The sequence below is a fragment of the Ensifer sp. ENS08 genome, assembly GCF_014852195.1.
Taxonomy (GTDB): domain Bacteria; phylum Pseudomonadota; class Alphaproteobacteria; order Rhizobiales; family Rhizobiaceae; genus Ensifer; species Ensifer adhaerens.
In genome coordinates this window covers 132,739-153,212 of the sequence record NZ_JACVBF010000018.1, presented here as the reverse complement: position 1 = coordinate 153,212, position 20,474 = coordinate 132,739, and the positions used below count along the sequence as shown (strand labels likewise).

Genomic DNA, 20,474 nt, shown 5'->3' with positions numbered 1-20,474 from the left:
CGACCATGGCTACTTTTGAATTCCTGATGCAGGGATTGCTGGTTGCTGCGCAGCCAATGAACCTGCTCTACGCGCTGATCGGCGTAACGCTCGGCACGGCGGTCGGCGTCCTGCCCGGCATCGGCCCGGCACTGACCGTGGCGCTCCTGCTGCCGGTCACCTACCGTCTCGATCCCGGCGGCTCGCTGATCATGTTTGCCGGCATCTATTACGGCGGCATGTATGGCGGCTCGACCACGTCGATCCTGCTCAACACGCCCGGTGAAAGCGCCTCGATCGTGACTGCGCTCGAAGGCAACAAGATGGCGAGGGCGGGTCGCGGCGGGCCCGCACTGGCAACGGCCGCGATCGGCTCCTTCGTCGCCGGCCTGATCGCCACGCTTGCTCTTGCCTTCATCGCGCCTTACATCGTCAAGCTGGCCCTGGTTTTCGGTCCGCGCGAATATTTCGCGCTGATGGTTCTCGCCTTTGTCACCGTTTCCTCCGCCTTCGGCGACAGCACCCTTCGCGGTCTGACATCGCTGTTTGTCGGCCTGGCGCTTTCAGTCATCGGCATCGACCAACTGACCGGCCAGGCACGTCTTTCCTTTGGCGTTCCCGAATTGCTTGACGGCATCGAAGTCACGACGCTCGCCGTTGCCATGTTCGCCATCGGCGAGACGCTCTACATCGCTGCACAGGGCGACAAGGGGCCCGACAAGGTCGAGGCCGTCCGTGGCTCTGTATGGATGAATGCGGCCGACTGGGCACGCTCCTGGAAGGCGTGGCTGCGCGGTACCCTCATCGGCTTCCCGATCGGCGCCATGCCGGCTGGCGGCGCTGAGATCGGCACCTTCCTGTCCTACGCCACCGAAAAGCGTCTGACGAAGCATCCGGAAGAATTCGGCAATGGCGCGATCGAAGGCGTCGCCGGTCCGGAAGCGGCCAACAACGCCTCGGCCGCTGGCACGCTCGTGCCGCTCCTGACGCTTGGCCTGCCGACCACGGCAACCGCGGCGATCATGCTTGCCGGCTTCCAGCAGTATGGCCTCCAGCCCGGACCGCTGCTGTTTGCGACCAATCCGCAGCTCGTCTGGGGCCTGATCGCCAGCCTTCTGATCGCCAACTTCATGTTGCTGGTTCTGAACCTGCCGCTCATCGGTCTTTGGGTGAAGCTGCTGACAGTTCCGAAGCCTTGGCTCTATGCCGGCATCCTGCTGTTTGCCACGCTCGGCACGATCGGGGCCAACCCGTCGGTCTACGAGCTCGGCATGTTGCTCGCCTTCGGCCTGCTCGGTTACGCGATGCGCATCTTCGGATATCCGATCGCGCCTGTCGTCGTCGGCCTGATCCTGGGCCCGCTCGCCGAACAGCAGCTGCGCCGCGCGCTCGCGATCAGCCAGGGGGACTACTCGGTCCTGTTCACCTCGCCGATTGCCGCAGGCCTCCTGATCATCGCAGCTGCAGCGCTGATCGTACCGCTCATCCTTCGGGCCCGTGGCCGCGGCGAAGTCCTTTCGCAGCTCGCCGCCAACGAAGACTAAGCCCCAATAACAATCGGGTCCGGAAACCCTTTCGGACCCGATCGACATAGCGCCTCCTCCCAAGGCCTATCCGAAGGCCCGGCCGGTTTGAAAACCGACCGGGCCTGCTTCCTTTGCATGGCTGGCCTGTCCGATTGTGCATTGCAATAAGACCGACCAAACCCCATCTTTTGCTCATCAAAGAGAAAACGAAAGCGAGCAAGAAGATGGCTACCACAACTTACCACAAGGGTTTCATCGGTCGTGCATTCGCAGTTCTCGGCGCTGCTAGCGCTGCCGCCGCCGCTGTCGAAGGTCACCGCCGCCCGAAGGCAAGCGACCTGCGTACGCTGGGCATCGATCCGGCGAACTTCCCGGACACGCGCCGCGGCTAACATATTCCAGCGCCCCGAGGGGCGCCTTATCCTCCCAAGGATATAACGGCTCGGGGTCGAGAGACCACCGAGCCGTTTTATTTTCCGGCAGCCGGCATCTTCAGCCCCCGGCACTTCATAGACCCGGCTCAAGAGGGCAGACGGTCCGACGCCCACTCGTCCCAAGTTGAGGCAGCGTGCTTTCGTTGCATGGCTGGGGTGCTTCATTGTGCATTGCAAAAAGACCGACCAGACCTCATCTTTATTTCATCGAAGAGAAAACGAAAGCGAGCAAGAAGATGACTACCACAACCTATCACAAGGGTTTCATCGGTCGTGCATTCGCAGTTCTCGGCGCTGCTAGCGCTGCCGCCGCCGCTGTCGAAGGTCACCGCCGCCCGAAGGCAAGCGACCTGCACACGCTGGGCATTGATCCGGCGAACTTCCCCGACACGCGCCGCGGCTAACAAATTCCAGCGCCCACGAGGGCGCCTTATCCTTCCAAGGATGATGAAGAACGGCTCGGGGTCGAGAGACCACCGGGCCGTTGCCATTATGGAAAAGCGCGTCCCTCCTCGTCGGGGTTCGTCGAACGCCGTCAACGCGTTGGCGGCGTATGTAGGACATCAACGAGGCGTCGCGCGACGTCGCCTCACTTCTTCGCGCGATAGATCAATACCGGTATCGTGGAGTGAGCCAGCACCTTGGCAGCTACGCTGCCGAGCATCAGGCTTCCGACTCCACTGCGACCATGGGACGCCATGATGATGAGATCGGCATCTTTGTATATCGCCTGGTCGCAGATTGCGCGGTAGACCTCGTGGCTGCGGACCTGCTCCGTCTGGCACTCCACGCCTTCCGCCGCAGCCTTGCGCGCTAAAGCCGCGAGCATTTCCGCGGCATGTTTGCTGGCCAGCGCCTCGTATTCGGTGCGCGTGCTCGACAACTGCTCGGGATCGACCGAATAGAGGTGGAATGGTTCGGTAACGGCAAGGATGTTCACTCGTGCGCCGACGTCCTTTGCAAAGGTTATGCCTGCATCGACAGCGATTGTTGCTAAGGGCGAGCCGTCGGTGGCTATAAGAATATTGCGAAACATGGGATCCTCCTCTTCCAAGCTCCAGAGGAAGCTTAGTGCGTGGAGAGGCCTATTCCTTTGATCCCGATCAACGTTCCGGATTTCAGCAGGGAGGCGAATACTTAGCGACCTTTGTCGAAGCGGAAAAAATGTCGCAGTCGCCGCCGCAGGATGACGGACCAAGGCACCTCGGCATTGATCGCCTGGTAGCCAGCTTGTGTCAGCGAGAATTCAACGCGACCGTCATCTACCTCTCTTCGCGTGATGTATTGCATGTTCAGGGCGCGAAAGACCGCCGGGTGCAGTTCCGGTGGCCAGTAGATTTCATCTCCCGGCACCCGATAGGCGCCCGCGTTATAGAGCTCCTCAAGCACGTTCCTTAAATCACTGGCCAGCATTCGATGTTTATCCCGCGCAGCGTGTGGTGTGGCAATGTGCGACACGACGACCTAACGAAATAGGTCGTCGCTCCAGCACCGTTCCTAAACATCTATTCGTCAATGGGCCCTGAAATAGACTTCCGTTACGCGAAACTGCCCATCGATGCGCTTGCATTGTACGATGACGTCAATGGCGATTTTCAAGAGTTCGCGAATGTCGGTGCGCTGCAGGTATTGTCCGCCCTCCGATTCCTTTACCAGAAGGGTCAACTGTTCAAACGCCAGTTTCGCGGAGTCAGCGTGCACCGTTGTGATTGAGCCGGGATGCCCAGAGTTCACGTTGCGGATGAAGTAGAAAGCCGTCCCATCGCGCAGTTCCTGCAATAGGATTCGATCGGGCCGCATGCGCAGACAGGATTCCAGGAGCTCCTTCACGCCGACTTTGGCGAGCCCCTGACCTCCCTTGGAATAGAATAACCGCGCGTGGTTCGGCTGATGAATCACGAGTTCCGGCGTGTCTTCGATAGAGATGACCCGCTCATCATCCGGAATATGACGAATGAGTGCCTTGGAGAGCGTTGTCTTCCCCGACCCCGTCGCTCCTGAGATGACGATATTCTTCCGGGCCAGCACCGCCTGGCGAAGGAACTCGGCCCACGCGCCCGTCTGATGCAGATCGATGAGTTTCCGGTCCGTCGCACCGGCCATGTGACTGCCGGGCGCCATGTCAGTGAACAAGCCACCCTTCTCAAGGTCGCCAAGACTTAATGCGGCCGACGAGGGCTTTCGGATGGTGATGCTGACCGTGTTCCGAGTGGTCGCAGGCGGGATGACGATCTGGATTCGCTCATTCCCCGGCAGTGTTGCCGACAGGATCGGCCGCGTTTCATCGATGGATTGATGGGAAAGACTAGCCACGGCCCTGGCAAGGCGCATCAGCTTTTCAAAGGATAGCTCCGGCAGATTATGGGTCCGCCATCCACCAGAGCCTTCTGTCAGCACCTGGCCTGGCCTATTGACGATCACTTCGTAGAGCGAGGGGTCGTCAAGGTACGGCATGAACGGAGACAGCAGTTCACGAACGACCGTCGCATCAGGACCTTCGGTCATCGCCCGCACCCTACTTCGTCACGCGCGCCGACCGCGGGCGGACATCTCCCAGCAACGCGCGGTCAAGGATTTTGTTTTTCGGCCCGATCACGCGCAATCCGTAAACACCGGAAAAATCGAGATCACGCGCGACGAAGATCGAGACGAGCTCGCCTTGGTTCTTATTGAGCGTTGGCGGAATGTTGATCGATTGCTCGACGGCGATGGCTGCCGCCTGCTGGCCTGCGTTTGTGGTGGTCTCAGCGTCGACGTCGCTGTTACGCAGGCGACTGTTGGCGTAGCTCGTGGCATCGCCGACGATGGACAGGAGAAGCGCACTCCCGAACCGCTCCCACCAGTGAGTGTCGACATAGCCATTCACGCCCGCCCGGCCGAGCGCATCCGTTGCCGGCGAAGCCAAGGTGACGATGACGCCGTTCGGGGTTTTCGCGCGGTTCCAGAGCACGAATAGGCGCTTCTGTCCTCGCTGGAGGCCGCCCCGATATTCGCCAACAACTTGCGTACCTTTCTCCATCAGGACAACCCGGCCATTGTCCGATAGAACATCTCGGTTGATTACGCAGCTGGTGAAGCCGGGTTGATCGGATGCCATGGCAGTTTCCAATACGCACGGAATTGACGATCCCATTGCAACTACGAAGTTCCGATTGCCGAGCGTGCCGGCGCGCGAGCCCTCAAGCCTGGTCGGCCGTAGCAGCCCGTTGAACCGCTGCTCGTCGGCGTTGGCCGAGTTCTGACCCATCATGCTTCCATCAAGCGGCACGAAATGGCTGTCCGCGGGCACCGCCGGATCCGCGGTCTCATGGTGCGACGTTGAGTTCTTCTGTCCACCGCTGAAGGCCATGACCGGCGCCCGGCGCGCCGAGTCGAGCAGGGGATCTTCGGCCTGCACCTCCTCTGCCGCGCGCGGGGTCGGCAGCTTCACTTCCGGCACGGCTTGGACCGGCTCCATCTTCTCCTTGACGGGCTCGAAATTCGCCGTTTGCCGGATGACAACCCGCTCGGGTCTGGTTCTGTCCGTCGGAGTGTGCTCGCCGCTCATCGACCACAGGGCGAAAGCGACAAAGGTAACAACAGCCAGCGCAACCGCGCCGCGCTTCAAGAAAGGATTGCTGTCGATCCTCCCCCCGGGAACCGTTTCGCCGCGCTCCCCCGGTATCCGGTTTTCATCTTCCTCAAGCATGACTGTCTCCTATTGCGCCGCGCCGGCTCCAGTCCGAACGACCCGCTCGACCGCCGGCGAGGTCGTGTTGGTGTCCGGATTGATACCGACGCGGTCATAGGCCTCGTTGAAGACGCAGAGCACGTCCCGTCCCCTCCGCAGGATGAACTTCCGGCCAATCGCGTGGGCCAGGACAAGATTGCCGTCTACGGATTTCGGCACCAGGCTTTCACTACCGTCTGAGTTCTCGATGTAGATCGCGGGTATTTCCTGATTGCCGACGAAGGCAAATGTCGTAACCTTGCCATTGTCGTAGACCGAGTGCGGCTCCAGCGCCTGGGAGCCCTGCGCCGAATAACGCCAATTCCGAGCACCATAGCCCTCATGAATGGCCAGGGCATTGTCGGCCTCCTTCGACTGAGCAGCGATCTCTCGCGCCGCCGCAGCTTGGCGGCGCCGCTGCGCTTCATCGGCCGGGTAGCGGTACTTGACGTAGAAGTAGGTGTTATGACCCACCTCCACTTTTCCGTCCCGCACCATCAGTTCCATTTGGTAGCTTCGGGTCGAGCCGTCGCGCCGAGTGGAGACGACAGAGAGATTGGTGACCGGCTGATTTTCCCGCGGTTTGAGAAACAGGATGTTTCCTGCCGGCGCCACCTCCCAAGCTACACTGTTGCCCAGCGCAACATGGGCGATCTCCTCGTCGGCCGCGAACTCCACCTGCACCGAAGAACGCAAGGAGCCTATGATGCGAGTGATGTTGTAGGGCTGGTAATCGACAAAGCGGACACGACTGTCCTGCGCCGCGCCGCGCGGAATATCGAGTGCAGATGCCGTGCTGGCGGACGTCGTAAGGAGGAGAGTAGCAATGAAAATAGTCCGCATCAGTTGATGGCCTCCGGATCGGCTCGGTATTCGCTGACGGCAAAACCGAGAGGATTCACCAGCCGATCCGTCGACGACATCGGCGCGTTTGCATAGGAGAACGTCAGCGTTGCAACCCAATGGGTTGTCCGGACTTCTTCCCCGCGGGTGATGGTGCGCATGTAACGGACGGATACGACATGCGAATTTATCAGCGAGATCGAGGCGATGCTGATGCGTGCGGTGGCGCCGCGCCCATAGGTGTTCTGCGGCGACTCCGGATTGCTGCCGCGATAGAGGGCCGAGAACCGAGCCTGCTCCGGCTGCGTCGAAAGAAGAGCGACTGTGCGGAAGTTGTCCTCTGCCTCGCTCCAGACGTAGCTTTCGCGAGCGCGGACGTATTTCGCGGCGAAGTATTTCGTCACGGCCTCGTCATAGGTGCCGGCCGTCGACGTCAGCGCCGAGACGACATCAACGATGCCTGTCGAATTGTCGACCCGCACGACAAACGGCTCGACCGACTTCAACGGCGTGAGGCCGGCAACGGCAAGGATCGAAGCGCCGGCGAGAATGCTTGCCGCGACGGCAATGGACCAGGCAACGCGTGAAGAGCGCTCGACCTGGATCATGCGTTCCTGGTCGAAGCGCCGCGCCTTGTCAAAGTATGTCTTGAGTTCGTCGCCGGAGACCATCGCGTCAGCCCCCGCCTGGACGATAGGAGGCGTCGACGTCGAACTGGGCAAAGGCGAAAGATTCCCTACCCTCTTCGACATACGCGGTGGCGACGGACTGAGAGGTCGCCGGTCCCGCATAGGACTGTTTCTGTTTGACGTTGCTATTGTCTTCCCACTGCCACATCGAGCGATTGAGGGGGCGGCGCGAATAGCCATCGCAATTTGGGAGCGGATACGTCAGCGATGCGCAGCCGCTTAAGGCAGCCGCCATGCAGAGCAGCGGAAATGTTCTGATCATTCCTGAAGAGCCCTTTTTTCTTGTTCGTGCGAAAAGCGTCACGAGCCCGAGCCTTTCGAGCTGAAGGTTCGACCAATGGCCCGGACACCGCGTCCGGCCGCACGGGCGGTATGGGACGCCGCCCAGGCGAGCGTGCTTTCGTGGGCGTCGCGTGCAGCGCCGTAGCCGTAGGTCAACGACGCGCCGCCGGCGGCAAGCGCCGAAGCAATGTTCGGAAGCTGATAGAAGACATAGAGGGCAGCGAGGCAGATGGCGCAGAGCGCGGTTGGACGCATCAGCACGTCGGTATATCCTTGAATTGCCGTGAAGGTCGTATCGATGCAGGTGATCAGCAGTGAGCCGACGGCGACGACGAGCACCTGGAGGATCACGAAGTTCGCAAGCTGTCCCAGCCACGCCTCGGTGAAGCGCCGCGTCGCCTGAAACATCGCCAGGGCCACGAAGATCGGACCGATGGCGAGCACGATGGCGAGCGCCAGCCGGGCATAGAGCGATACGATATAGCCAATCGCCGCGACGATGAAGCTCGCGCCAATGACCATCATGCCGCCGATGCCTGTCACGAAATCGACCGGCCAAGAGGAGCGGGCCCAGATCTCCTTGGCACACGCGTGCCCCTTATCGAGCAGGCTGTCGAAGGTTGAGGCACTTGGTGCTGCGCCGGAGTTCAACGCCTGCGAAATCTCACGCGGCAATCCCTCGAAGAAGATGTCGGTGACGTAGGTCTGGTATTCGTCGGCGTCCCTCACCAGCATCACGATGATGGCGAGCTTGATCGTCCGAAATGCGAAGTCGAGGATCGGTTCCTGGACCGAGCCGCGGAGCACGAGATAGCCGTAAAGCACGACATAGAGCGTGACCGCTGCCGTCAGGGGGCCCGAAATCCACTCTGAGATGTTCGAGGTCCCGTCGGAGACGAAGGTCTCCAGCGGAGCCTTGAACTGCTCGTCGACGAAGGCAAAGACCTGATACATGCCCTCAACCTCCAGGTGCCTTTCACATCCGCTTAAGACGGGCCTTGAAGTCTGCGGCCGCGGCGTTTTGGCAATTCGGGGTATTGCCTAATTCACCAGGGTTGTTGCGACACGTCGCGATGATTTCGGACAGCAGGGCCTCGTCGGCGATGAGTTCGTCGACAGTGTAGGTGCGCTCGGCTTGCTCGGAGCAGCTAACCAATAGGACAGCGAGAAGAACGACATGCCTCTTCATTGCAGTGCCGCCCCCATCGCGTCGAGGCGCCGGCGCCAGTCTTCCGCCTTGCGCTGCTCGTCAATTTGGGCCTGTGCGTGCTGGACCATTCGGAGGGCCTCCATGCGCAGTACATCGGTCTGGAGGAAAGCTGTTTCCGCCTGAAGTCGCGCCTGAAGGTCGGCTATGTCCTTGGCGTCAGCCGCGGTCGAAATCTTCTCGCGGAGTTGGTCAATGCCATCGACGCGCTTGGCCGCGGCATCGAAGATATGCTGCGCTAGGCTCATCTGGCCGGCATTCTTGTTCTGAATGCGCGAAAGCTCCTGCGCGTAGAAGTCCTCTGCGCTGGTCCGATAGGTCGAATTACCCTCAAGGAATTTCGTGGCCGTATCGCCGAACACGCCCGTTCCGCTTCCCTTGAACAGTCCATCGATGACGTTAAAGTCCCCAGGCAGCGCCTTGCGGACGGCAGGATCGTTCAAGACGCCGGCAACATCCGCCATATCGGTGATCTTGTTGAGCGAGCCGTAAAGCTGCTGCGCCTGCTCTATCTGCTGATTGAGCGCATCAAGCTGGGCTTTCAGTTGGGCGATACTCTCGAGGTGCTTGGCGATCGCGGTTCGGTCGATCACCGGGATCCCCTGCCCGGCTGCCGTGCCGGCGGAGAGAATGAGCGCCGCGGCTATTGCCGCGCCGTGAATTCGATTAGAAGCCATTAGCTCAAACTCCTTCTTTGCTGAAAAATCGGAAGCCAATCCGCGAGCCGGTCGCCGACTTCTGTGCGGATTGCATCGGCGAGTTCGACATTCGCGGTGCGGCCGGAGAGGATGGCAAGTTCGTCGTCGAAACCGCCGAGGTTCAGTTCGGCGACAACGCTATTGTGTCCTTGCTTCAATATGAATCGGCGGCTCTCGACGGAGAGCTCGCGTGCAATGAGTTCATACTCCCGCTCGGTGAGCTTGAAGCCGTCGACATAGTCGGCGTAGTTACTGCGGGAATTCGGTAGGAAGATCTGCGTCGGGCATTGCTCGATGATCGTATGAGCGATCGGCGATACGATCGCATCGCGCGGGCTCTGCGTAGCAAAGAGCATAAGTCCGTTCTGCTTGCGGATCGTCTTGAGCTTGTTCTGTGCGAGATCGCGAAACCCTTCATCCTGGAGCGCCTTCCAGAACTCATCGATAACGATGATGATGCGCCTGCCATCGATCAGTTGCTCGACGCGATGAAAGAGGTAGGCCATCAGCGGCGTGCGGATTTCCTCGTTGTCGAGGAAATCGGTCATGTCATAGCCGACGAATTTGCCGTCGAAGCCGATGTCCTCAATGATGTTATCGAACACCCAACCGAGCGGCCCCCCTCTCTCCCACCGCCGCAGTCGCGCGGCAATGCCTTCGGGATCGGCGTTGTTGAGGAAGGTCCTGAGCGCGCCGATCGTCCGGCGCTCCACGGGCAAGTCGGCAAGGCCGTCGATGGCGACGGCGATATCGCGGAGTTCGGTCACCGTCAGTTCCCGTGTTGCCGAGCCGACAAGCCTGCCGACCCAGCGCGTGAGAAACACCTTGTTGTCCGGCGTCGGTTCCAGTGCCTTCAGGGGAGCGCACCCGGTCGGGGCACCATTCTTCAGCGGCAGATAGGTGCCGCCGGCGGCGCGCACGTAGAGATCAGATCCCCTGTCCTTATCGAAAAACACAACATGCGGGTCATGTTTCTCCAGCTGCGACAGCATGAAGTTCAAAAGCACGGTCTTGCCGGCACCGGACGGTCCGCACACGAAAGTGTTGCCGAGATCGCCATAATGGAAATTGAAGTAGTACGGTGACCCCGACGCCGTCTTGAGAAGAGCGACGGCAGGTCCCCATTCATTGCCGTGCTTCCGACCGATCGGGTAGGAGTGGAATGGTGCGAGCGCCGCGAAGTTGCGCGACGTAATCGCGCCGGACCGGGCGCGATAGCGGAAGTTCCCTGGTAGTTGTGCCCACCAGGCCGCCTCGAGGCCGAGATCCTCGCGCGCGACGACGGCGGCTCCACTGGTCAGGCTGGCGCGCGCCTTGGCGAGATTGTCGGTCAGTTCCTTCACCGATGGTGCAAAGACGGAAAGCGTCAGGTGGTGCTCGCCTAGCACGAACCGATTGGACTCCAGATCGTCCATCGCCCCATCAAGTTCCTCGATCTGTGAGGCCGCCTTGTCCCCACTGCTGACCATCTGGTTTTGCTTGCGGCCCATGATCACGCGGGCGTCCGCCTTCGAGACGAAGGAGAAGGATTGCGTCAGGATCAGTTCGAAGGGACTAGTGAGCACACCGTCGAGCATGCCGGTCCGAGTTCTGGCCGGATATTCCTTAAAACTCAGCATGCCGGCAAAGCGGCTTTCGGCCTCGTGCCGGATCTCGACTGTCTCGCGGCCGACAATGACACGATCCGAGTAGATCGCCGAGGCGATACGCCCCTCCGTCAGCGGGACCGGCTCCCGACGGCCGCCGACGAACTGATGCAGCACTTCGCTCGGCTCCGAGAACAACAGGCCGTCACGTTCGTAGAGGCACAGCACGCGCGGTTCGAAGCGTTTCAACGCCGCTGTGACATCGATGACCTTGTCGCGGAGCTGCTTGAGGGCTTCCTCGTCGAGTTCGGCCCCAACCTGACGTGCCCGACGCAAGCGCGCCAGCAGCCTTGCCGCCTTGTCGGACGGATCGCGGGCCGGAGACCACAGGATCGTCAGATAGAGGTCGTTGCGAAACAGGTCCTCCCCAACCATGCGCGCGCGATACTTATCATTGAGCGCCGCCGAGAAAGGTGTGGTGAACGTGCCTTCCGGATAGCTGTTGTCGCGACGGCGGATGAGATGAGTCCACAAGGCAAGCCGCTCGTCGGCGATGTTCCGATAGAGCGTGTTGAGGTCCCTATGGAGAGCATTCAGGTCGAGAACATCCGCGGTCTCGAAAGAGACGCCTTCAAGCGCGATCATTACCATCAGCGCCCGGGAATCGAGCGCGATCGTCGACACGTCGACATGGCGGACATAGGGGATGAAGGTCTCCGGACCGAGTTCGCGAGATCTGAGTGTGGTCAGGCTAGGCAAATCCGAGGTCCCTTTCATCGTATTTCCGGGCGAGATTCAGGGGACTAAGCGTCGCTCCGCCCCAAAAGGCGCTGTTGCGCGACCGGCCGCGTGTGTCCACCCAAGCCAGCAAGATGCGGAACATGTTGTGGTCGTGTTTGACGAGCGCGCGGAAAATGAGGTGAAAGACGACGCCAACAGCCAAGTAGGCGATCGAGCCGGCGACGATGTAAAGAATGGTCGTCAGCATGATGTTCATGCCCATGGCTTCCATCGTCACGCCAGCGATCATCGCCGGCCGGGTGCAAGCGATGAACAGCGTGTCTTCCTCAAGGATTGGCCGAAAACTCGCCATGGCGTCAGCTTCCGACGATGGTGTTCACGAGTTCGGTAGCGCCGAAGATGCCGCCAATGCCGATGATCCAGAACCCTGCGCGCCTCAGATCCATGTAGCCGAACATCCAGGCTATGCAGATCACGATGATCGCGATGACGGCCAGAAGCTTGGCGATGTTGCCTGTCAGCATTTCGACGATGTTCTGCAGCACGGTCTCGATGCCGGCCGCCTGCGCGAAGGCAGGTTCGACCATGGATGCCAGGATGGCCATTGCCATTACGGCGGATGCGGCGATCGGGCGGATACGGGCGCTGAAAGTCATTCACTCTCCTCCATATGACTGTTCTGAAACACGAGGACGGAGGACCTCCGTCTCGATCTGAAAACGTCCCAGGACGGCACCGACGCCGTTTGATCGGCAAGGGCCTCGTCCTTGCGTGCATCGCCGATCGCCTCGACAAGAGGCGCTTCGTTGAGTTCCCGTCCATCATCTTCGATCATGAGCGTCGTGATGGTGCTGGCGAGCCGGCTTTCTTCCTGGCGGACCTGCTCATCGTACCTGACCATCGCGCCGACAGATGGATCGTTTCGTCCGTAGTAGGAGTGCAGCATCACCTGTTCGGCCCGGCTCGGGTCCGCGCCCGCTTTCACCGCCAGCCGGTAGTACCCATCGAGAATGGTCGCCGTGGCCCGAAGGTTGCGGCATGGGTCGAAGGCATCTGAAATCGAAAGATTGAGCTGGCGGAGTTCTTCCATGCCGATGCCGCCGAGGCCGAGCTGTATGTCGTGCCGCTCGGCTGCCAATGACGTGGCGATTGCGATCGCCTTCACCTTGGTTGTGGGCTGCACCGAGAGTGTCGCGCCGCTGTTGACCCGGATGGCGAAGGGTTCGAACCGGCTTTCAAGGCTGACGATGGCGGCGAGCGTCTCGCTTGCAATTGTGGGTGCGCACGTTTGCGCCAAATCGAGGAAAGCAACAGGCATGCTCAATACCACACTCGTTGCTTGCCAACCCCGTCGATGATCACGTCGATGTAATGGGGTTGGGGGCGGATGTTCGGTCGAGTCGTCACATAGCGCTGACACTGTGTACGGCCGTCTCTCCGCCGCCACGCTGCCGATGAGTTCATCCGATCATCGTTGGAGTAGCATTCAGCGTTCGAGACGGTCTGTGGCGTGGCCGAGATACAACTCGCTTCGAGCCCATGGTCTCCATACCGCGTTGTCAGGCGATAACCGTCATTGCAATAATAGGGGTCGTATCGAGGACGCGAGGCCTGAAACCCAACGCTGCCGCAAGTGGGAAAGGAGCGCCCTCTTGCAAGCGCGCGCCAGAGCCTGTGGATTGGCGCCCGGCATTCCGCGTATTGCGTCGGACCGCTCGGATTGGAAAGGCACAGGATAACCTGGCACCCCCATTCGCCCGCCTGCGCTTTACTCTCGAAAACAAGATAGAATGGCGCTAAACTGGCTGCAGTGACAAATGCCCGTATAAGAGACTTGTTCATGGCCACCACCTTCACTAACGCGATTGTGCGCAATCCTAACAGCGGCGCAATTTCGCGTCGCTTTTTACAATCATATATCTGACAGTATAAAAAATGACAAGCGCACTTAATGCCCATTGGCAGAGCCAGCTGTTTTCGGCTTACGCACTGCAGGAAGTTTTCGACAAACCGGTTGAGGGAGAGACGCCGCAATCGCGTTTAAAGCAGGTCGGAATGATGACGGTGCTCTATATGATGCATCAAAACCATGAAAAGCTAACGCTCTCGAATATAAGCCAAATTACCGGTTTGACGCGCAATGCTGTGGCGGAATCAATCGATCCTCTCATTGAGCGGGGCATATTGACCGAAACGATTGTGAAGAACTCGATGGGACGAGGAACTGCGAGGCAGTTTGAGTTCTGCCCGGACGTTTTCGATCGCCTAAGGTTAAGTCCAGAGCAGCAGAAATCTGGAGCTTAGTGATATTTATACGACACTAACAGCATCACGCGACGGCGGCGTTGAACCAGCACGCGCAGCATCGTGACCTTTCAGAAGGCGTAGGTTTGGGGCCGAAAAATTCAACTCGGCCATCCAGGTCTGCTTTTCGGCGGCCGTCAGGCGAATGCCTGCATCGCGATATCCCAAGAGGTACTTTATTCACTTGGCCGTGCGCCGCAGCTCTTCCAGTAGCGGTCGCAGCTTGTGCTTGCGCCGGTGCTGCTCGATAAGCCCATCAAGGTGCGCAAGCCACTGGGCGGACCGCCCGCAAGCCTTATGCGCGCGGGCGGCAATCCCGAGCCACAATGCGGCCGTCTCATAGCGGCTTGATCTTCCTTCAGACATAATCGGATCGGCCATGCGGCATGCAAGGACAATCACCCAATCGGGGTGATCCGCCAATGCCCGTTCAGCAAGTCGACCCAGCGTAGGGTCACGTGGACTGAAGAAACGCGTTTCCTGCAGGTCGATGCAAGCAACGGCGTCGGCGACCAAGTCCTCGTCGAGCAGGATTTCGATCCGCTCATAGGCGTAAGGTGCCGCCGTCAGCGCCGCAAGCAGCAATTCGCGCAACTTCGGCCAATCCGGCGGAGCAACGAGTTTCTTGGCCACGCGGAAATCTTCCCGTGCAAGGCTTTCTTCGAAGGCTACTTGCGTTGCCTTGAACATCATATCCCGATTGCCTACCTCATGCGCCTTTTCGCGCAGCCAGCGTGCCAGCATTGCCCTGCCTGCTCTGTGATGCCAGTTTTCTTCGCCTTCGTCGCGCCCGTCTCGCGACAGCCCCCAGGCAGCAAGGTCGAACGCGGTTTCCACCCGGCCGACAGAAGCCACGACCTCGACAAGCCGCAAGAGATCACCATGGGTGGTTAGGCGCACATGGGCGAGCGCGACCGCCTCACCGACACGCCCCATCTGCGCCAGCTTCACAGCATGGTCGCAATGAAACCCAGCCGCACGGGAAAGGTTGAGGAAATGCTCACCACGCCCCATGGCTTCGAGCGCGGCAAGTCGGGCCCGCGTCAGATCGGCATCGAGCGGATCGCTACCTCCTCCAGGCGGCCAGCTCTGCCCAAGCCCTGCGAGCGTCGCCTGAAGGCCTGGCTCGTCCCAGCCCTGCATGCAAGCTGCAATGGCAGTAGCAAAGGCATCGTCGGCGCCGAATTCTGCGAGTTCGCGCTGCCAGTCGGCCAATTCATCGGCGAGGTTATCGCGCGCCTCCTGTGAGACACCATCCATGAGGGCGGCTTGAGCGATCAATTGATCAAGCCGGGGAAAGAACTCGTGCAGGGTTTCATCCCAATCGGCGTTTTCCGGCCAATATGCGGCCAGCCCCGAGGCAACGGGCTTCAAGATCGTTAATGCATGGGCGCCGCGCCCGGTAGCAAGAAGGGGTTCAGCCTCGTCAATCAGTTGTTCGAGCGCCGCTTCATCGATACCCGCAGACCGTTCGCCCCAACCGTGCCGATGCCGCCCCGAACCGGTCGAAGCGAAAAGCGCTTCGGCGCGACGACGAAACGGCACCGGATCGAGCAGCGCGCTTGCCTCGTCAGCTACCGAAGCCGCGAACCTGGCATCGAGCCAAAGGGCAAAGCCCTCGTCTCTCTCGGCACGTTCCAGCACAAGCGCCTCAAGCCGTTCACGCGAAATCGCCCGTAAATGCTCCGCGCGCTCGTTCGCCGCCTGCTTCATCTGTACTCCTAGAAATTCGACTTCAGACGTTTGGCGGCGAAGCGCTTGGCTTCAAATCAGCTTTAGCTTCGTCGCCAGAGCCGTCGCCTGCGGAAGCGAGTAGGCATTTAGCTTCCTGCGCGCATTATTCATGTGGAAGTTGACGTTCCAGTAGGTCATGTTCTCGATGTCGGCGATTGCTCTCATGGATTTGCCCTCGGACGCCCACTTAAGCATAAGCGCCTGTCTAGTGGTCAAAGCGATGCTCGGTTTTGCTGTAGGCTCAATGTTCGTTTGCTCGATCCGCACATGAAGCTGGGCGACCGCCATGGCGGCCGCTACCGGATCGACATCACCTTTCAGCGAGAGGGAAGGCTTGTGTGAGGCCATGGTCAGCATTGCTATACGTCTGAACGCAGTCGCGACTGGAATGGTGATCCCCGACCGAATACCGAAACCGGCGGCATCCAGATAAAACTGCCGAACGCGCCTCGATCTGACAGTCCTTGAATTTTCGGAAGACCAGGTGAACGCCTTCATCGTCGCCCTTGCAATCTGGATCACGGGATCGATCTCGTTGAAGCTTTTGGCGAAGTACCAATCCTGCCATTCAGGATGATAATTCGAAACGGCGAATGTTCCGATTGGTTGAAGATTAAGGTAGGCGTAATACTCGAAGCCGAGCTCTTGCGCGAGCTCGGTGAGCGCTTCATTGAACATCTCCTTGGTGCGCGCCACGGTGGAAACATCGGTTAGCTTCTGAAACCAGCCCTTCACCTTCTCCTCCTTTTTTGCCCTCTCGTCTTACTCAAACAATACTCGGCCCAGCGACATTTTGGACCTTTTGGAGAGCCGCCGGCAAGTTGTGCTCCTGCCAAGGACCCCCATTGCCAACCTCTGACGGCTTACGTTGCCACTTACCTACCTATTCGCCATGGGCCGGAAGACCGCGCTTGGTGTTGCTTCTTCCGGTATCGTCACCCACAGCTTTAAGCGATCTTGATGCCGCGGCCAGCGTGCGGGCAACTTCTACGATCTCTTCACGGTTCGCGGTCGGGTCCTCTTTGTTCCACGCAAGCCCCATGCCGATCGTGAAATCCACCCCCTCCACTTCCCGAAGGCGGAACGACTGGTGGGGCAAATCTCTGGTCCATTCCGGCACGAAACCTACGCCCATCCCGGCCGCAACCAGCGAAACCAACGAGAGCGTGTCGTCGCAACTACAGGCAACCTGATCGAGAAGGCCAAATTTTCTGAACTGCTCGAAGAAGTACTTTTCCGTGTAAGATAGATTTGAGCGGGAAAAGGAGATGATCCGTTCCCGTTTCAGATCGCTCATTGTGACGGTCTCCGCCGTCTCAAGCCGGCTGCCAAGTGGCACCGCCAGAAGATATCGTTCGTTGGCGATGCTCTGCCAACGGAGCGATCCGATGTTTTCGACCGGCCGGATGAAGCCAAGGTTGATACGGCCCTTCTCCAGGTCGCGGATGATTGCATCGGTGGAACCACTGCTCACGTGGATCTGAATATCGGGAAATCGCTTGCCGAGCTTGTTCAGAAAAAGCGACAAGACACCGAAGGTCGCGGGATATATGGTTCCGATGGTGATCCGATCGACATTCTTGCCCGCAACGGCCCGCACGACAGCGGAACTGTTTTCGATCTCCCGCAGAACATTGATGCACCGCTCGTAAAAAACTTCGCCGGCTTTTGTCAGTTGAACACGCCGCGTAGAGCGGATGAGAAGCTGCACGCCGAGCTCCCTTTCCAACGTTTGTATCTGCACGCTAAGGGCGGGCTGCGCCATGGAGAGCGTCGCCGCAGCGCGCCCGAAATGCAACTCCTCGGCGAGGGTTGCAAAACATCTCATTTGACGGAATTCCATTGGCCTGTCCTCTGCATCCGCGCAAGTCATTCCACACGGAGACAGATCATCCATTAATCTCCCATATAGATCAATCTGTTATTTTTTAATAACACAAAACCCATAAATTGCTGCAGTAGACGGCGAATCGTCTTTATCCTATCGGTTGAGTATGAAAACGAACCTGGAACATCTTCCCGAGAAGAAGCAGCGCGAGCTTGCGCGCGTCGTGGAGATCATCCACGAGGAGTTTGCCGATGCGCTCGAGGGCGGTTCGGCCGACTTCAAGAAGCGCGGTCGGATCCTGAAAATTATCCTCTTCGGCTCCTACGCCCGCGGCACCTTTGTTGACGAACCGCATACGATGAAGGGCTATCGCTCCGATTACGATATCTTCGTCATCGTCAATTCGAAAAAGCTCGCGGAACCGGAATACTGGGAGAAGGCGACCGACCGATTGATGTGGGACAAAGGAGTCTCGACGCCCGTGGGGCTGATTGTCCATGGCGCCCGAGAGGTGAACAACTTCCTTGCAGACGGACAATATTTCTTCGTCGATATTCTGCGCGAGGGGATCGTGCTCTACGAACTCGACGATCGACCGTTGGCCGAGCCGAGACGGCTGACCCCGATGGAGCGCTACCGATCGTCAGCGAACCACTATTCGGCGATGCTACCCGCTTCTGAACGCCTGTTAGAAACAACTCGTTTCCATCTCCATAAGATGAAAGGAGATCCGGAATGGGCAAAAGATGCGGCATTCACATTGCATCAGGTTATAGAACGACTGTATTCGACGGTTCTCCTCACTCATACCAACTACAGCCCACCTTCGCACAACCTCAAGTTTCTCCGCGGTCTCGCCGAGGATCGGGATCAGCGGCTGGTCGAGGCTTGGCCGCGTGACCAACATCGATATGCCGCCTGGTACAACATTCTTAACGAAGCCTATGTGAAGGCACGCTATTCGAAGCACTTTGAGATCACCGAAGAAGGACTCGGATGGCTTCTCGAGCGGACGGAGCATCTTTTTCGACTCGTTGAGTTCGTCTGCCAGGAGCGGCTGGCGGAACTGGAGCGAGGCTCAGACTAGCGTCGACAAGCTTACATCTCGGAAGAGCCTTGAGTAGACGCGTGCCACCGCTGAAGCCAGCCTCGATCATGCTGAGACGTCGCTCACATCAGCGGTACCGTTGCGTCCCGTTGTGCACCGTCCATATTGCGGCGCTTCAGCACTCCGTCGGCACTGAGCTCCTGATAGACATCTTTTTTTGCAGGATGCATCATTTAGCGATCCGCCTGATGCAATGGTTCTCTCGCTTGATGCAGGCAATCTCCGCCGTCGAGCATTCGGCAACACGGTTGACGACAACGCAGTGCGAGCACTGATCGGTGAATTCCAGGCAATCTGGATTGGCCTTGATGAAGTCTTGCAGGCTGGCATTCTCGGTCTGCTGCGGCTCAGGAATGGCATCGGCGTCGGGCGTGTCCGCCGCGCGAGCTGTCACTATGCCTGCAATGGCAAGCGCCAGGCAAAGCGCGACACGAAAGCTGCACTGCCTCATCCCCTGCTCCTTCCAGACTAACCCCGAAACGACGCGAAACAGGCCATCGGCCGGCGCTGTATAATTTCAAAGAGTGCCGTCACAACGGCCGCCGCGCAAGTGGCCGCCCTTTGCCCTCACCCCAGTTCGTTACGGATCGCCCGCATGAAGACCTTGGCGCCGATACCGATCAGGCCATCGGGAAAATCATAGTCGGGATTGTGCAGCCGCGCGTGGTTTTCTCCGGCGCCGAGGAAGAACATCGCCGCTGGTGCCACGCGCCCGAAAAGCCCGAAATCCTCCGAACCCTTCATTGGCAGCACGCCCTCGCCGCGGTCACGGCTGACGCCCTCCTCGTCCATGGCCCGTTCAAGCGCCGTCACGGCGCGTTCCGCATTGCTGCACTGGTGGAACACGTCCTCGTAGCCGATCGTGACCTTCAGCCCGGCAGCACCGGCCTCTTTCGCAACCAGCGCCTCGGCCCGGGCGACGAGATCGGCCATGCGCTCGTCGGTCAGTGTGCGCAGCGTCGCCCAGATCTCGGCATAGCCGGGGCTGATGCCGAAGGCCGCCTCGCCGAGGCGGGCATGCGTCACCGTGACCAGCGTGTAATCCTCGTTAAGCGGCCCGTTGTTGCCAAGCGCCGTCAGCCCGGAAAGCAAGGCGGCGATCGCAAAGGTCGGCGCAATGCCGTCCTCCGGCGTCGAGGCATGCGCCGTCTTGCCGGAAAGCAAGATCCGCATCCCGCGCGAGGCGCAATTGACCGGTCCTGAGCGCAGCGCCGCATGGCCAAAGCGTAATCCCGGAAAATTGTGCAGTGAGAAGACCAGATCCGGCTTGATGTCAGCAAATTTCGGGTCGGCAAGCACGGCCGCAGCACCGGCGCCGTTTTCCTCCGCCGGCTGGAACATCAGGATCGCCCGGCCCTTGGCCGGCCGCATTTGTCCCAGTCCCCTCGCCAGCGCCACCAGGATCGTCATGTGCCCATCATGGCCGCAAAGATGCCCCTTGCCCGCGATCTGCGACCGGTGGCCGATTTCCGAAATCTCCTCGATCGGCAGCCCGTCGAGCTCGGCCCGCACCATGACGGTCGGACCCGGCTCGCGTCCTTCATAGATTGCCGCCACCCCGTGCCCGCCAAGGCCGGTCATCACCGCGTCCGGCTTCGTCTCAGCCAACGACGCCACGATCGTTTCCGCCGTTTCCCGCTCCTCGCCCGAGACTTCCGGCCGCCGGTGCAGGTCGCGCCGAAAAACGGTGAGCGCCTCAAGTTCACGGTCGATCAGAAACATTCACGCGCCTCCGCTTCTTTATCAGGATAGAAGCTCCAGTTTCCGGCTCCACTGCTCATGCCTCTGGAAACGCATGATCCTGGT

General features: G+C 59.7%; 25 protein-coding genes. 5 read left to right on the top strand and 20 right to left on the bottom strand.

From position 1 onward, the window contains the following. The first annotated feature begins 5 nt into the window (after positions 1-5). The 3 genes from IB272_RS28745 (at position 6) to IB272_RS28735 (ending at position 2,343) form a co-directional block, all read left to right on the top strand. Complete coding sequence (locus tag IB272_RS28745; protein ID WP_060583819.1) at positions 6-1,523, top strand: tripartite tricarboxylate transporter permease; 1,518 nt, start codon at positions 6-8, stop codon at positions 1,521-1,523. Positions 1,524-1,729: 206 nt separating this feature from the next. Then, positions 1,730-1,897 carry a hypothetical protein gene (locus tag IB272_RS28740; protein ID WP_089045897.1) on the top strand — a complete coding sequence of 56 codons (168 nt, stop codon included), beginning with the start codon at positions 1,730-1,732 and terminating at the stop codon, positions 1,895-1,897. 278 nt (positions 1,898-2,175) lie between these two features. After that, on the top strand, positions 2,176-2,343 hold the full coding sequence (locus IB272_RS28735; protein ID WP_089045876.1) for a hypothetical protein: 168 nt from the start codon (positions 2,176-2,178) through the stop codon (positions 2,341-2,343). Between the two features lie 185 nt (positions 2,344-2,528). Here IB272_RS28735 and IB272_RS28730 read toward each other — a convergent pair whose 3' ends face one another. The 15 genes from IB272_RS28730 to IB272_RS35070 form a co-directional block, all read right to left on the bottom strand. Next, positions 2,529-2,975 carry a universal stress protein gene (locus IB272_RS28730; RefSeq protein ID WP_089045877.1) on the bottom strand — a complete coding sequence of 149 codons (447 nt, stop codon included), beginning with the start codon at positions 2,973-2,975 and terminating at the stop codon, positions 2,529-2,531. A 101-nt stretch (positions 2,976-3,076) separates the two neighbouring features. Beyond that, positions 3,077-3,352: a hypothetical protein gene (locus tag IB272_RS28725; RefSeq protein ID WP_060643727.1), complete on the bottom strand. Its 276-nt coding sequence runs from the start codon at positions 3,350-3,352 to the stop codon at positions 3,077-3,079. A gap of 99 nt (positions 3,353-3,451) precedes the next feature. Continuing rightward, entirely contained in the window at positions 3,452-4,444 is a 993-nt protein-coding gene (gene virB11, locus IB272_RS28720) for a P-type DNA transfer ATPase VirB11 (RefSeq protein ID WP_060582405.1), read from the bottom strand. A gap of 10 nt (positions 4,445-4,454) precedes the next feature. Continuing rightward, a complete protein-coding gene (gene virB10 / locus IB272_RS28715; RefSeq protein ID WP_112984674.1) occupies positions 4,455-5,627 on the bottom strand; it encodes a type IV secretion system protein VirB10 in 1,173 nt (390 codons plus the stop codon). Between the two features lie 9 nt (positions 5,628-5,636). Continuing rightward, on the bottom strand, positions 5,637-6,491 hold the full coding sequence (gene virB9, locus IB272_RS28710; RefSeq protein ID WP_192445548.1) for a P-type conjugative transfer protein VirB9: 855 nt from the start codon (positions 6,489-6,491) through the stop codon (positions 5,637-5,639). Continuing rightward, the gene (locus IB272_RS28705; RefSeq protein WP_192445562.1) at positions 6,491-7,162 is read right to left on the bottom strand and encodes a virB8 family protein; all 672 of its coding nucleotides are present in this window, start codon (positions 7,160-7,162) and stop codon (positions 6,491-6,493) included. Before IB272_RS28705 ends, virB9 begins: the two co-directional genes overlap by 1 nt. 4 nt (positions 7,163-7,166) lie before the next feature. After that, a complete protein-coding gene (locus IB272_RS35075; RefSeq protein ID WP_060582389.1) occupies positions 7,167-7,442 on the bottom strand; it encodes a hypothetical protein in 276 nt (91 codons plus the stop codon). Between the two features lie 38 nt (positions 7,443-7,480). Then, positions 7,481-8,416 (bottom strand): type IV secretion system protein, encoded by a 936-nt coding sequence (locus tag IB272_RS28700; protein ID WP_089045880.1) that lies wholly within the window; start codon positions 8,414-8,416, stop codon positions 7,481-7,483. A gap of 22 nt (positions 8,417-8,438) precedes the next feature. Then, the gene (locus tag IB272_RS28695) at positions 8,439-8,651 is read right to left on the bottom strand and encodes an EexN family lipoprotein (RefSeq protein WP_034800549.1); all 213 of its coding nucleotides are present in this window, start codon (positions 8,649-8,651) and stop codon (positions 8,439-8,441) included. Beyond that, positions 8,648-9,346: a P-type DNA transfer protein VirB5 gene (gene virB5, locus IB272_RS28690; protein ID WP_090427443.1), complete on the bottom strand. Its 699-nt coding sequence runs from the start codon at positions 9,344-9,346 to the stop codon at positions 8,648-8,650. Before virB5 ends, IB272_RS28695 begins: the two co-directional genes overlap by 4 nt. After that, complete coding sequence (locus IB272_RS28685; RefSeq protein WP_192445547.1) at positions 9,346-11,730, bottom strand: VirB4 family type IV secretion system protein; 2,385 nt, start codon at positions 11,728-11,730, stop codon at positions 9,346-9,348. Before IB272_RS28685 ends, virB5 begins: the two co-directional genes overlap by 1 nt. Beyond that, positions 11,705-12,046 (bottom strand): type IV secretion system protein VirB3, encoded by a 342-nt coding sequence (locus IB272_RS28680; protein WP_089045882.1) that lies wholly within the window; start codon positions 12,044-12,046, stop codon positions 11,705-11,707. The genes IB272_RS28685 and IB272_RS28680 overlap by 26 nt, the downstream gene beginning before the upstream one ends. 4 nt (positions 12,047-12,050) lie before the next feature. Further along, the gene (locus tag IB272_RS28675) at positions 12,051-12,350 is read right to left on the bottom strand and encodes a TrbC/VirB2 family protein (protein WP_060643736.1); all 300 of its coding nucleotides are present in this window, start codon (positions 12,348-12,350) and stop codon (positions 12,051-12,053) included. After that, complete coding sequence (locus tag IB272_RS28670) at positions 12,347-13,012, bottom strand: lytic transglycosylase domain-containing protein (RefSeq protein WP_192445546.1); 666 nt, start codon at positions 13,010-13,012, stop codon at positions 12,347-12,349. Before IB272_RS28670 ends, IB272_RS28675 begins: the two co-directional genes overlap by 4 nt. 2 nt (positions 13,013-13,014) lie before the next feature. Then, entirely contained in the window at positions 13,015-13,536 is a 522-nt protein-coding gene (locus IB272_RS35070; RefSeq protein WP_089045884.1) for a hypothetical protein, read from the bottom strand. A gap of 93 nt (positions 13,537-13,629) precedes the next feature. Here IB272_RS35070 and IB272_RS28665 point away from each other — a divergent pair, with 93 nt between their 5' ends. Continuing rightward, the gene (locus IB272_RS28665) at positions 13,630-13,998 is read left to right on the top strand and encodes a MarR family transcriptional regulator (RefSeq protein ID WP_089045885.1); all 369 of its coding nucleotides are present in this window, start codon (positions 13,630-13,632) and stop codon (positions 13,996-13,998) included. A gap of 180 nt (positions 13,999-14,178) precedes the next feature. On the opposite strand, the gene IB272_RS28660 is transcribed toward IB272_RS28665, so the two are convergent. The 3 genes from IB272_RS28660 to IB272_RS28650 form a co-directional block, all read right to left on the bottom strand. Beyond that, a complete protein-coding gene (locus tag IB272_RS28660) occupies positions 14,179-15,711 on the bottom strand; it encodes a hypothetical protein (protein WP_089045886.1) in 1,533 nt (510 codons plus the stop codon). Between the two features lie 51 nt (positions 15,712-15,762). Then, entirely contained in the window at positions 15,763-16,467 is a 705-nt protein-coding gene (locus IB272_RS28655; protein WP_063979496.1) for an autoinducer binding domain-containing protein, read from the bottom strand. 148 nt (positions 16,468-16,615) lie between these two features. After that, entirely contained in the window at positions 16,616-17,575 is a 960-nt protein-coding gene (locus tag IB272_RS28650) for a LysR family transcriptional regulator (protein ID WP_089045887.1), read from the bottom strand. A 151-nt stretch (positions 17,576-17,726) separates the two neighbouring features. On the opposite strand from IB272_RS28650, the gene IB272_RS28645 reads away from it, so the two are divergent. Beyond that, on the top strand, positions 17,727-18,647 hold the full coding sequence (locus IB272_RS28645; RefSeq protein ID WP_089045888.1) for a nucleotidyltransferase and HEPN domain-containing protein: 921 nt from the start codon (positions 17,727-17,729) through the stop codon (positions 18,645-18,647). A gap of 190 nt (positions 18,648-18,837) precedes the next feature. Here IB272_RS28645 and IB272_RS28640 read toward each other — a convergent pair whose 3' ends face one another. Next, entirely contained in the window at positions 18,838-19,119 is a 282-nt protein-coding gene (locus IB272_RS28640; RefSeq protein ID WP_089045889.1) for a hypothetical protein, read from the bottom strand. A gap of 116 nt (positions 19,120-19,235) precedes the next feature. After that, positions 19,236-20,390 carry an amidohydrolase gene (locus IB272_RS28635; RefSeq protein ID WP_192445545.1) on the bottom strand — a complete coding sequence of 385 codons (1,155 nt, stop codon included), beginning with the start codon at positions 20,388-20,390 and terminating at the stop codon, positions 19,236-19,238. Positions 20,391-20,474 lie beyond the last annotated feature (84 nt).